General features: G+C 64.3%; 8 protein-coding genes. 4 read left to right on the forward strand and 4 right to left on the reverse strand.

What is annotated here, in order from left to right; genetic code table 11:
* Positions 1–33: 33 nt before the first annotated feature.
* From Q4P21_RS02125 to Q4P21_RS02135, 3 genes are read right to left on the reverse strand one after another with little or no spacing between them, the layout of a single operon-like run.
* Positions 34–3,483: an ATP-dependent DNA helicase gene (locus tag Q4P21_RS02125; protein ID WP_303387215.1), complete on the reverse strand. Its 3,450-nt coding sequence runs from the start codon at positions 3,481–3,483 to the stop codon at positions 34–36.
* Positions 3,480–6,830 (reverse strand): ATP-dependent DNA helicase, encoded by a 3,351-nt coding sequence (locus Q4P21_RS02130; protein WP_303387216.1) that lies wholly within the window; start codon positions 6,828–6,830, stop codon positions 3,480–3,482. The genes Q4P21_RS02125 and Q4P21_RS02130 overlap by 4 nt, the downstream gene beginning before the upstream one ends.
* Entirely contained in the window at positions 6,827–7,279 is a 453-nt protein-coding gene (locus Q4P21_RS02135) for an MGMT family protein (protein ID WP_303387217.1), read from the reverse strand. Before Q4P21_RS02135 ends, Q4P21_RS02130 begins: the two co-directional genes overlap by 4 nt.
* A gap of 91 nt (positions 7,280–7,370) precedes the next feature.
* On the opposite strand from Q4P21_RS02135, the gene Q4P21_RS02140 reads away from it, so the two are divergent.
* The 4 genes from Q4P21_RS02140 to Q4P21_RS02155 all read left to right on the forward strand — a co-directional run bounded on the left by Q4P21_RS02140 (position 7,371) and on the right by Q4P21_RS02155 (position 10,832).
* Positions 7,371–8,072, forward strand: a complete 702-nt coding sequence (locus Q4P21_RS02140) for a 3'-5' exonuclease (protein WP_303387218.1) — start codon at positions 7,371–7,373, stop codon at positions 8,070–8,072.
* Positions 8,073–8,394: 322 nt separating this feature from the next.
* Complete coding sequence (locus Q4P21_RS02145; RefSeq protein ID WP_303387225.1) at positions 8,395–9,330, forward strand: ABC transporter substrate-binding protein; 936 nt, start codon at positions 8,395–8,397, stop codon at positions 9,328–9,330.
* A 3-nt stretch (positions 9,331–9,333) separates the two neighbouring features.
* Entirely contained in the window at positions 9,334–10,098 is a 765-nt protein-coding gene (locus Q4P21_RS02150; protein ID WP_303387219.1) for an amino acid ABC transporter permease, read from the forward strand.
* Complete coding sequence (locus tag Q4P21_RS02155) at positions 10,095–10,832, forward strand: amino acid ABC transporter ATP-binding protein (RefSeq protein WP_303387220.1); 738 nt, start codon at positions 10,095–10,097, stop codon at positions 10,830–10,832. The genes Q4P21_RS02150 and Q4P21_RS02155 overlap by 4 nt, the downstream gene beginning before the upstream one ends.
* Positions 10,833–11,062: 230 nt before the next feature.
* On the opposite strand, the gene Q4P21_RS02160 is transcribed toward Q4P21_RS02155, so the two are convergent.
* On the reverse strand, positions 11,063–12,273 hold a 1,211-nt coding region (locus Q4P21_RS02160), incomplete at its 5' end, for a glutamate-1-semialdehyde 2,1-aminomutase (protein WP_303387221.1).

Raw genomic sequence — 12,273 nt, forward strand, 5'->3', positions numbered from 1 at the left:
CACCCGGCCCCGCATTGCGGGCACGGATCCGCGTCATGTTGTGTACGCGCCGGTGACAATCGCTTCAAGTTCCCGCTGCCCCGCCAGGTCCACCGGGCGGATGAGTTTGTCCTGCCCAACATAGTAAAACGCTGCCCTCACCTGCTCCAGCGGAATCTCCTTCAGGCGGGACCACGCCAGCCTGTAGACGGCCAGCTGCACGCCACGCACTGCCAGTTGCGCCTTCGAAGGCACCTTGCCGGTTTTCCAGTCGATCAAATCCCAACCGCCGTCGTCGTCACGGAACACGGCATCGATGCGGCCGCGGACCACCACGTCGGCGACCCTTGTTTCGATGGGCACCTCCAGCTCGGCCGGAATCCGGCCAGCCCACGTTGAGTTCTTGAACGTCTCCTGCATCTCGGACAAACCGTAGGCTTCGTCAACGTAGGAGTCAGCGCCCGGAGCTTCATCAAAATCGAACTGGCCGGTCGTGGCAAAGAACTCCTCGATCCAGGCGTGGAATGCCGTCCCCTTACGTGCTGCCATGCCAGGTTTGGTGGGCACGGGGCGGCGCATGGCGCGGGTGACCTTTTCCGGATCTTCACCCAGTGCAACGAGCCGCGATGCTGAAATATGCGGAGGTAGTTCCACCCGCAGTTGTTCCGACTCCACACGCTCCTGTGCGAGCAGCACGCTCGCCTCCGTGCCCCACCGCGGATGGTCAGCGAGGAAGGCTGCGCTGCCGGGCTCTTGGGGCGGCAGCGAAGCGGCCGCCTTCACGGCAGCAGCGGAGCGTTCCACGTTCTCGCGGCGTCCCGTCCGCGCAGCCACTCCTGCTCGGCCCACAATATCCGGTCCGTTCAAAGGATCGTACGGCCACACAGCGCTTTCAGCGCCGGCGCTGATGGGGTTCTCCGTTCCTTCCTCAGGGTCCTCGCTCCACACGGCGATGGTGGCACTGTGCCCGGCGCCTTCGGTGAGCTCCAGCAGTTCAGCCAGGAACGGCGACGGCGCCAACGGTTTCTTCCCGCTGCCCCACACCGTGCTTGAGCACATCAGAAAATTGCGGGCTCGGGTAAACGCCACATAGGCCAGGCGCCGTTCCTCCTCCTCACCGTGGAGCAGCACGTCAGCGGCAAACAGTTTCTCGTTGTCCATCAGGTTCTTCAGGTCCGCCACGTCAGTGTCCCAGACGGGCAGATCGCCGCTGTCCCCACGCAGCGGCCACGGCAGCGACTTGGCGCCGGTGCTCCACCTGTCTGCCCGCGCGCTGGGGAAGGCACCAGCATTCATGCCGGGAACAAACACCACATCCCATTCAAGACCTTTGGAGGCGTGCACAGTCAGCAGTGCCACGGAGTCCGGGTTGCTTTCCACTGGTGACATCTCCAGCCCGCCCTCCTCAGATTCAGCCGTTTCCAGCCAGCCCAGGAAGGCGTCCAGGTCCACCCTTTGCGCCGCCTGCATGAAGGTGGTTGCAGCATCGGCAAAGGCGTCCAGATGACGCCGGGCATGGTGGATGCTCGCTCCCGGCTTGGCAGCCAGTTCAATGTCCAGGAGCATGGTCCGCTCCACCACCCCGAGCAGGTTGGACAGATCCTCCCCGACGAAAGTACGCAGCACCCGTAGTTCGTCGCGCAGTGTCAGCAGCCTGGTCCTGGCCACATCGCTGAGCGGCCGTGCCCCCTCCGGCCAGAAATCCGCGCCCAGGTAATCCAGCGCCTCCACCAGTGATGATGCATCCACCAAGTCCGCCGTCACCACTGCTTCGGGTTCCACTGCCCCTGATTCCGCAGTCGCCGCTTCCGCAGCTTCCGCGGAACCCTGGGTTCCCTGCACGGCGGCAGCGTCGAAGTCCACCTTGTGCCGGGCAGCCCATTCCCTGCGCCTGGCCAGGTACCGCGCCCAGTCGGCGAACGCCATGAGATCGGCGGGGCCGATCCGCCACCGCGCCCCCGTCAACAATCGCATGAGCGCATCCGATCGGCCTGGATCGGCCAAGACCCGCAACGTCGCCACAAGGTCCACGATCTCCGGGGTACCCAACAGCCCTCCCAGCCCCACGATTTCATAGGGGATACCGTGTGCTTCAAACACCGACTGCAGGGCCGAAAACTGCGCACGACGACGGCACAGCACCGCCACTGTCATCTCGCCTTGCGCTCCCCGGCGGTGGGTGAAGTCGCCCTTGCGGTCAAGGATCTGCTCGGCGATGGCTTCCGCTTCGGCCAGTTCGGTTTCGTACCGGGCCAGCAGCACCTCACCGTCGGGTGCCTGGGGTTTTTCGCGCAGTGCGGACACCACCACGCGGGGCCCTGCCACCGCACGTTCTTCCGCAGTGGGACCGGCGGCCAGCTTGGCGTTGGCCTTGCGGTTCTGGGCCTGGGTGAGCTCTGCGGACATGACGTTGGCCGCAGAGAGGATGTGCGCCGAGTTGCGCCAGGCAATGGTGAGTTCGGCAGTCGGGGCGTACCCGCCGTCGGCCTTAAGGAAAATCTCCGGGAAACGGAACAGCTGCCCGGCCGAGGCGCCGCGGAAGCCGTAAATGGACTGGTGCGGGTCCCCCACCGCGGTAACGGGATGGCCGGCGCCGAAGAGCTTGGCGAAAAGCTGCAACTGGGCGTGCGAGGTGTCTTGGAATTCATCCAACAGCACCACCTTGTAGCGCTGGCGTTCCATCTGCGCCGCCTGCGGAACTTCCTTGGCGATGCGGGCGGCCAGGGCCACGAGGTCACCGTAGTCCAGCACGTTGCGGCGCCGCTTGGCCTCCGCGTACTTCAGCACGAGTCCGGCCACCGACATGCGGGTGCGCAGCACGTCCAGCTGCTTGTTCACCACCGCTGTGCGCGGCTTGGCGGTTTCGGCAACATAGGGCAGTGCCTCAAACCGTTCCAAATACGACTCAAGTGTGCCCATGACATGTTCGGGCTCCTGCAGGTGCTCGGCGCACTCCCCCGCCAAATCCATGACCGACTGGATAAGGGTTGATTTGGCTGCCGTGAAGTGGTCGTGCGCGCCGTCGTGCGCTTCTACCACCTCACTGGCCAACTGCCAGGCCTCGGCCGCACCCAGCACGACGGCGTCGCGTTCGATTCCGAGCCGCAGCCCATAGTCGGTGACGATTCCGCTGGCATAGGAATGGTAGGTGGAGACTTTGGGTTCAAGGGCGTCCCTGGCTGCCGCTGCAGGTGCCAGTTCCACCTCGCCGGAACGGGCGAGTGTTCCCAGCTTGGCCAACTGCCCACGGATCCGCGCGGCCAGCTCGCCGGCGGCCTTGCGGGTAAACGTGACTCCTAGAATTTCCTCAGGCAGCACCAGCCCGTTCGCCACAAGCCACACCACGCGGTCGGCCATGGTGGTGGTCTTGCCTGAACCAGCCCCGGCAATGACCAGCAACGGTTCCAAGGGCGAGCAGATAATGCCGGCCTGTTCAGGCGTGGGCGGGCGCTGCTCCAGGAGTTCGGCCAGTTCGTACGGAGTCAGCGGCTGTGAAAGGCTCATTCGGTGATTTGTTTCCCTTCCGGGCACAGCGGGCAAATGGTGGGCAGCGGGCAGCCGTTGCGGGCGGACCAGTCGGAGCCATGGCGTGCGGGGAAGACGGCCTGAGCCATAAGCAGTGCAGCCTCCATGACCTTGTGCGTGGGATCGTTTTCCGCGCCGACCACCATGGGTGGCTGGTCCTGGGTTTTGACGCTTTTGGTGCCGTCCCCCAGCGGCAGCAGCGCCGCACCTCCTGAGACGCAGCCTCCGGAAATACCGGCCGGCAGCCCTGCGGCCCGAGCCTGTTCCGCGAAGCCGCCGGCGGTGACGGCCACCTGATAGGCGCCCAGTTGGGGGTGCTCGGCGACTTGGTCCTTGGTGGGCTTGGTGCGTCCAGTCTTGATGTCCACCACCACGAGGCGGCCTTCGGAGTCCGCCTCGAGCCGGTCCACCTGTCCGCGCAGGCGCACAGTGTTCCCACCGGGCAGCTCACCCAGGTCCACGGTGAAGTTCTCTTCCACGCCCACCAGGGTGCGGCCCTGCATGCGGGCGTCAATGACGTATTGCGCCAACTTGCCCAGCATCTCCTGCGCCCGTTTATGGTCAACGTCGGTTTCCCATGACTCCGGCAGGCCCAGCGACGGCCAGCGCTTGTCCAGCTCGGCCAGGTACTCGTGCCCGGCACCGTCCGGGATGTCTTGGGCGATGGCGTGGATGAGTGTGCCCAGACTGCGCGCAAAATCGGTGGTGGCTTCTCCCCCAGCAGCTCTGACGAACCAGTTCAGCGGGGACTTGAGCACTTCTTCAACCTTCGACGGCGAGACCGTCACCGGCTCCCCGGGCGCCACGATCGGTGCCTCCGAACTCAGCGGCAGCAGCCCCCACCATTGGGCCGGGTCTGCGCCGGGAATGTTCTCTGCGGCCAGCACGGCCAGCAAGTTGGCGGCCTCCAGATCGGCGTGCATCTCGGATTCCTGGCGCAGCTCCGCCACGAGGGAGCGCAGCGTCATGGGACGCGGAACTTGTTCCACAGGCCGCACGGGGTATTGGGACTCCCCACCTGAATCGGTCACCGGAATGAAAGGTGCGGCCAGATCCAGAAACTGCGAGGGCTGAAGGTCATGCCCGGCAGCAGCCGTCAGGATGAGCTTTTCACGGGCGCGTGAAATGGCGGCGGCGAAACTGCGCAGTTCGTCATAACGAATCTGGCGCAGCCGGGCCGCCGGATCGATCTGTCGGGCCGCCTCGGCACCACTTTCAAGCACGTCCACCAACAGTTGGCTGCCTAACAACTCCCCGCGCAGCCGCGTATTGGGCCACACCCCTTCCTGCAGTCCCGCCACAATGACGACGGGCCATTCCCTGCCTGCCGCACTGGCAGGGGTCAGGATCTCCACCGCGTCCGCACGCTGGGCGCGGGCGGCCAATGTGTCCATGGGAAGTTCCTGGCTCATCAGATAGTCAAGGAACTGTTGCGGACTGGAGCCGGGCAGCTGGTCCACATAGCGTTCAGCTGTTTGGAATAGGGCCATGACAGCATCCAAGTCCCTGTCTGCACGGATGCCGGTGGGCCCTCCGCGCAGGGCTTGGGACTCCCACGTTCCCGACGTTTCACAGGCATCCCACAGTGCCCACAAGACGGTTTCAGCGTTGGCCCCGGGCTGGATCACGGCATCGCGTCCTGCGGCCAACATGGCTCCAATGCGCCGCGCATTTGCCGCTTCCCACCCCAACGGGGCCAGCTTCTCCGGGTTCAGCAGCGCCTCAACCAACAATTCGTCGCTGGCCCGACCGCCACCGGCGTGCAGCTCCTGCTGCCGCAGCGCTTGCCGCAGGCGGCGCAGATGCAGCGACGTGGAGCGGCCCAGCCGTGAAGTCAACAGGGCAACGCAGGCTTCAGCGTCGAGCTGATCAGGCGCCAAGGCCGCACCAAACGCCTCAAGCAGGGGGCGCACGGCCGGTTCATCGCGCACAGGATTCTCCGCCACGGGCACCTTGACGGCGATGCCCTGCGAGCTCAGGTACCTTTGCAGCGCTGCAAGTGCTGATCCCGTGCGCACAATGACGGCGATTTCGCCCAAGCCGTACCCGGCCAAGTGCTGCAGGTGCAGGATGCGTTCGGCCACCAGGCGCAGCTCATGAACCTCCGAGGCCACCACATGGGCGCTCACAGGCGGCAGCGCATCCACTGCCGACTCGCTTTCCGGGCGTCGGGCTGGAGTTTGCAACGGATCGAGGTTATCCGGCCACACCAATTCACGGGCCTTGTGCCCGCCACGCACCTGGAAGATCCGCTCAGCCACCCCCGACCAGGCTGTTGCCAGCGGCCCGCTCATGCGGTGCGAGGTGGACAGTGAAAATTGCTGCAGCGGCTTTTCCTCCGTGGAGAGGGTGCCGGACAGGGAAGCCACAAGATCCGGGCGGGCTCCGCGGAAGCCCTGCACCACGGTGTCCGGCGAAGCGGCCACGAGGACGTCTTTTCCGCGCCCCACCAACTGCAGCAGTTCATGCACGGCCTTGTTGGCTTCCTGGATGTCGTCCACCACGATCAACGCCAGGCGGTGGCGTTCCTGGGCCAGGAATCCGGCGTCGATCTGCAGCAGCGTGGTGGCGGCCGTGATGATACCGGCCGGGTCGAAGGAGCCCGACTTCCCCCAATCGACCACATCCCTGTACTCCTGGTACAGCGACGCTGCCGCAACCCAGTCGGGGCGCTGGTTGGCTGTGCCCAAGGCAGCAAGCTCCTGCGGCATGAGTCCATATTCAATGACCCGGTCAAAAAGTTGGCGAATTTCCTGGCGGAAGCCGCGGGTTTCCAAAGCCTCTGCCAATTCGGCGGGCCAGTTGGGTGCCGTCCCCAGTCCCAGCTTGTGGCCGGCCAGCAGGTCCTTGATGATGAGGTCTTGTTCGGGCCCGCTCATGAGCCGCGGCGGACCGTCAAGGTGCGGCATCCGCCCTTCCACCTTGGCACGCCTGAGGAGGTCGAAGGCGTAGGAGGACCAGGTTCTGGCCGGGGACGTGCTCAGACTCTTGCTGAGGCGGGCGCTGAAGCCGTCGCGCAGCCTTGCGGCAGCCAGCCGTGAAGGGGCCAGCAGGAGGGCAGCTGCGGGATCAACGCCGTCGTGCTCCATGCGCTTGACCGCGGCCTCGATGAGCACAGTGGACTTTCCGGTGCCGGGCGCACCCCACACAAGGACAGGTCCCGAGCCGGGGGCCAAGTCCACAACAACCTGCTGGTCCGGACTCAGCAGCGGGGCACTGCGCACGCTGCCGGCGGGGGGTGCCAGGACAAGCCGCGGCGGTGCCAACGTGTTCTGCTGCTCCAGCATGTTCCGCTCTGCCGGAGGCTGTCTTGTTTGCGTGCTCATGTTCCCAGTCCATCACGGGGCACTGACATTGACTCCGCCGCTGCAGGCACCTGGTGGTGCGGGGCGTCGTCGTGCGTCAATCGGGCGGCAATGGCGTCAAGGAGGTCAAGCTCAGCGTCGCCGGGGTTCCAGCGCGCCAGCCTCACATCCACCCGCCACGATGGAGCCCGTCCGGATGAGGGCGCCGGGGCAGTGGTGTCCCCTCGCAAGGCTGTCTGCTCCTGAACGTAGTGCGCCAGCGCCCTGCCTTCGTGGCACACGGGAGCGGCGCCGCTGGCACGAATAACCCGCCACCAAGGCACTGCGCTTCCGTGGGCGGACATCACTGCCCCCACCTGTCGCGGCCCGCCGCTCTCCAGCAACGCCGCAATGTCCCCATAGGACAAGACATGGCCGGGGGGAATGAGTTCCGCCACGGCCAAAACCGCTTCCACATACTGCTCACGCATGCCTCAAGCTTAAGTCCCCAACCGTCCGCCAGCTGCCTGGCGACGGCCTGCCGGTGCCATCAACGTCCGTGCCAGCAGGTAGCGTTGAGGCATGACTAGCTGGAGCATGCACCCCCGCGCCGCCTTTGACCTGGAAACCACGGGCAAGGACCCCCGCACGGCAAGAATCGTCACTGCCTCCATCGTGGTGGTCGACGAGGCCGGAGTGGTGGCCGACACGCACGAGTGGCTGGCTGATCCCGGCGTGGAGATCCCCGAGGAAGCTGCCGCCATTCACGGTGTGAGCACCGCGCATGCCCGCGAACACGGCCGCCCGTCCGACGTCGTGACGGCCGAGGTGGGTGCCGTACTGGCGGCCCTCTTTTCCAACAACATCCCCGTCATTGCGTTCAACGCGAGCTACGACTTCACCGTGTTGGCCCATGAAGCGCGCCGGCACGGCCTCGCCCAGATCAACGCCTCGCCCGTCATTGACCCGTTCATCTGCAACAAGCACGTGGACAAGTTCCGCAGGGGCAGCCGTACCTTGGTTGCCCTGTGCGAGGAATATGGCATTAAGCTCGACGACGCACACACCTCCGCGGCCGACGCGGAAGCCACGCTGCGGCTCGCCGATGCCCTGGCCGCCAAATACAGTTCCCTGCGTCTTGACACCCACGAACTGCACACCGCCCAGGTGGAGTGGGCACGCGCACAGGCCGCTGATTTTCAGGCCTATCTGCGCCGCAGCAAGGACCCGGCCGCGGTCATCGAAGGCAGCTGGCCGGTGTTGTCACTGGAGGAGCTGGCATAGCTTCACATGACATAAATCACAGGCAATAATTGGCTGGATTCTGCCTGCACCAGCACGTCAGTCGTGCAGTCAATAGGCGCTCATCCTGACTCCAGCATGCCGATGAAACGCTGTTGATCGCAGCTTCTTCTACGAAATGTACTTTTCAGTGCTCACTCGTTCGCAGGCGCCATATTTTGTGCTCACCTGACATAATTTAGTTTTGCTGGTTGAGTTCTGCTAGGAATCTACTGAGAGTTTCCTCCTGCTCCCCACACGACGCTTATTCCCCCTCCTGAACTGTCTTTTCGGGCTGGGCACCTGCAATGAAAGTGAATGATTGATGAAGAAATCAGCCCTGAAGTGGCTCGTAACCGCCCCTGTTGCCGTTGCCCTCGCCTTCTCGCTCGCAGCTTGCGGCGGCAGCGCTGGCGACACAAGCTCCGCCAAGCCCACTGATGCCCTTGCCGGCAGCGACCAGGTTTCGCTGGACAAGTACACCACCGCGGATGTCACCCCGTTGGATAAGATCGACGTCGCCAACCTTGGCCTGATCACTCCCGGCACCATCACCGTGGGCACCTTGTCCGACGCACCGCCGAACATCTTCATCAAGGACGGCAAGTTCACCGGCTACGACAACGAACTGCTGCGCGCCATGGGAGACAAGCTGGGCTTGAAGGTTGAATTCAAGTCGACCTCCTTCGCGTCCCTGCTCGGCCAGGTTGAGAACAAGACGTTCGACGTCGGCTCCTCCTCGATCTCCACCACGGACGCACGCCGCAAGAACGTCGGCTTCACGAACGGCTACGACTTTGGCTACATGGCCGTTGTTGCCATGGACAAGACACCCATCAAGGGCTTCAAGGACCTAACCGAGAAGACCCGCATTGGCGTTGTTCAGGGCACCGTGCAGGATGACTACGTCACCAACACCTTGAAGATCGAGCCGGTCCGTTTCAAGGACTACAACATTGCCTACGCAAACTTGAAGAACGGTCAAATTGACGCCTGGGTGGCCCCCTCGCAGCAGGCCGAAGGCCAGGTCAAGCCCGGAGACGGTGCAACGATCGTTGAGAGCGTTGTCAACACCCAGAACTTCACCGCCTACGCCGTGAACTCGCAGAACCAGCCGCTCATCGATGCGCTGAACTCCGCCCTGGATTCAGTCATCACCGACGGCACCTGGTCCGCGTTGACCAAGGAGTGGTACCCGACCCGCGACATGCCCACGAACTGGACCCCCGGTTCCAAGGCCGTAACCGTCCCGAAGGGATAGTTCATGGAAGTTCTCGAGCAGCTCCTTAAAACGTTCTTTGACTGGCAGGCCATGGGGGAAGTCATCCCCGAGATGCTGACAGTCGGTTTGCCGAACACGTTGATCCTGGCGATTTCCTCGGGCTTCCTGGGATGCATCTTTGGCCTGGTTCTGGCCGTTATGGGCATCTCACGGAACCCGGTGCCACGCTGGATCGCCCGCGTGTACACGGACATCTTCCGCGGCCTGCCAGCCATTTTGACAATTCTGTTGATTGGCCTGGGCTTCGGGCCGGTGTGGCGCATCATGACGGGAAGCACCAACCCCTACCCGTTGGGCATTGCTGCGCTGACCTTGATGGCCGCCGCATACATTGGTGAGATCTTCCGATCCGGCATTCAAAGCGTTGACAAGGGGCAGCTCGAGGCTTCCCGCGCCCTGGGTTTCAGCTACACCTCATCCATGATCCTGGTGGTCATTCCCCAGGGCATCCGGCGTGTGCTACCGGCACTGGTGAACCAGCTGATCGGCCTGATCAAGGACTCATCCTTGATCTTCCTGCTGGGTCTTCTTGCCAGTCAGCGTGAGATCTTCCAAATCGGCCAGGACCAGGCTGCGAACACCGGAAACCTGTCCCCGCTGGTGGCAGCCGGACTGCTGTATCTGATCCTGACCATCCCGCTGACCCACTTGGTGAACTTCATGGACAAGCGGATGCGTGAAGGAAAGGCGCAGAAGATCGAACCTGACGAAGCAGCGGCACCTATTGGAAAGGGCGCTCAAGCATGAGTGAATTCAAGTCAGGCTCCCTAACCGCAACGAACATCCACCTGGCGTTCGGCTCCAACAAGGTGCTGCGCGGCATCGACCTGCACGTCCCGCAAGGTACCACGGCCTCCGTGATCGGCCCTTCGGGGTCAGGCAAGTCAACTCTGCTGCGCGTCATGAACCGGCTCATCGAGCCGGATCAGGGCGACATCCTGTTGGATGAACGCTCCGTGTTGAAGGACAACCCGGATGAGCTGCGCCGTCGTATTGGCATGGTGTTCCAGCAGTTCAATTTGTTCCCCCACAAGACCGTGGTGGACAACGTGTCTTTGGCACTGCGCAAAATCCGCAAGATGCCCAAGGATCAGGCGCATGCAAAGGCCATGGAGCAGTTGGAGCTTGTGGGCCTGGCCCACAAGGCCGACGCCCGCCCCGGCAACTTGTCCGGTGGCCAGCAGCAGCGTGTTGCCATTGCCCGCGCGCTGGCCATGGAACCGGAAGTCATGTTCTTCGACGAAGCCACCTCGGCTTTGGACCCGGAACTTGTCAAGGGTGTTTTGGCGCTCATGACGGACCTGTCCAAGGGCGGCATGACCATGGTTGTCGTAACGCATGAGATGGGATTCTCACGCAACGTTTCAGATACGGTGACGTTCATGGACGGCGGCGTGGTCGTTGAGACCGGCTCCCCCGATGAGCTGTTCACCGCCCCCAAGACGGACCGGCTAAAGGGTTTTCTTTCCGACGTACTGTAAGTCCCTGGTGGTTGGGCTCGATCACCACCACGCGAAAAAGCCCTGTTCTCGTTGCTGTCGCAGCAACGAGAACGGGGCTTTTTCGCGCCAGCGTGCAGAAGTTCTGGCCGCCAGCGCCCTGCGGGGGCTGTTGTGGTGGTTGGAGGCCGCTATAGCAGCGTCCGATCACCACAACAGCCCCCGGAGCATGTTCCGCACCGCCAGTCGGTCTCGATCACTGACGGCAGCGTTTATGCTTTCGCCGCGGCAGCAGCCTTCGCGGCCGCGGGCAGGGCGGCAAAGATCCGGTTCATGGCGGTATCGTCGTGGGCGGCGGAGAGGAACCAGGCCTCAAAGACGCTCGGCGGCAGGTACACGCCGGAGTCGAGCATCGAATGGAAGAACGGTGCATAGCGGAATACGTCCTGAGCCTGCGCGTCGGCGTAATTATGCACTCCGTTGGCAGCGGTGCCAAAGGCCACGGAGAACAAGTTCCCGGCTCGCTGCACGGAGTGGTCCACGCCTTCGGCGGCAAGGGCTGCTGACACGGCGGCAGACAGCTCCAGTGAGCGGGCGTCGACCGTGGCGTACACAGCGGCGGTGGCCGCTGTCAGCGTCGCAACGCCGGCCGCCATGGCCACAGGGTTCCCGGACAACGTGCCAGCCTGGTAGACCGGGCCCAGGGGGGCCAAATAGTCCATGACCTCCGCGCGGCCACCGAGCGCCGCCGTCGGAAGTCCTCCGCCAATGACCTTGCCAAAAGTAAACAGGTCCGGCGTCCACCGCTCGTTCCCGTCGGCAGCACCACCGGTCAGGCCCCAGTAGCCGGCAGGTCCGGTGCGGAACCCTGTCAGTACTTCGTCCAAGATCAGCAGGGCGCCGTGGGCGGCGGTGATGCGCGAAAGCCCTGCGTTGAAGCCCACGCCCGGGGTGACAACACCCATGTTGGCCGGGGCCGCCTCGGTGATGACGGCGGCGATCCTGTCCCCATGGGCGGCGAAGGCGGCCTCGACGGCGGCAAGGTCGTTGTACGGCAGTACCAGGGTTTCGGCGGCGGTTGCGGCCGTGACCCCTGCCGAGCCGGGCAGGGCGAGGGTGGCCAGGCCGGAGCCGGCGGCGGCCAGCAGGGAGTCGAGGTGGCCGTGGTAGCAGCCGGCAAACTTGATGATCAAATCACGGCCGGTGTACCCGCGGGCCAGCCGCACGGCCGTCATGGTCGCCTCGGTGCCGGTGGAGACCATGCGCAGACGTTCGACGGCGGGTACGCGCCCCTGCACCAGAGCGGCAAGGTCGCTCTCGGCCGGGGTGGAGGCGCCAAAGCTCAGGCCGTGGTCCACGGCTGCGTGGACGGCGGCCAGCACGTCCGGGTGGGCGTGGCCCACGAGTGCCGGGCCCCAGGAGCAGACCAGGTCCACGTAGTCGCGGCCGTCGGCGTCGGTCAGGTAGGCGCCCTTGGCGTTCA

The organism is Arthrobacter sp. (assembly GCF_030540645.1).
Lineage (GTDB): Bacteria > Actinomycetota > Actinomycetes > Actinomycetales > Micrococcaceae > Specibacter.

What these genes read in the sequence shown, in the direction of transcription:
- Q4P21_RS02125 (WP_303387215.1), bottom strand. Translation starts at nt 3,483, where the DNA reads ATGAGCCTTTCACAGCCGCTGACTCCGTACGAACTGGCCGAACTCCTG.
- Q4P21_RS02130 (WP_303387216.1), bottom strand. Translation starts at nt 6,830, where the DNA reads ATGAGCACGCAAACAAGACAGCCTCCGGCAGAGCGGAACATGCTGGAG.
- Q4P21_RS02135 (WP_303387217.1), bottom strand. Translation starts at nt 7,279, where the DNA reads ATGCGTGAGCAGTATGTGGAAGCGGTTTTGGCCGTGGCGGAACTCATT.
- Q4P21_RS02140 (WP_303387218.1), top strand. Translation starts at nt 7,371, where the DNA reads ATGACTAGCTGGAGCATGCACCCCCGCGCCGCCTTTGACCTGGAAACC.
- Q4P21_RS02145 (WP_303387225.1), top strand. Translation starts at nt 8,395, where the DNA reads ATGAAGAAATCAGCCCTGAAGTGGCTCGTAACCGCCCCTGTTGCCGTT.
- Q4P21_RS02150 (WP_303387219.1), top strand. Translation starts at nt 9,334, where the DNA reads ATGGAAGTTCTCGAGCAGCTCCTTAAAACGTTCTTTGACTGGCAGGCC.
- Q4P21_RS02155 (WP_303387220.1), top strand. Translation starts at nt 10,095, where the DNA reads ATGAGTGAATTCAAGTCAGGCTCCCTAACCGCAACGAACATCCACCTG.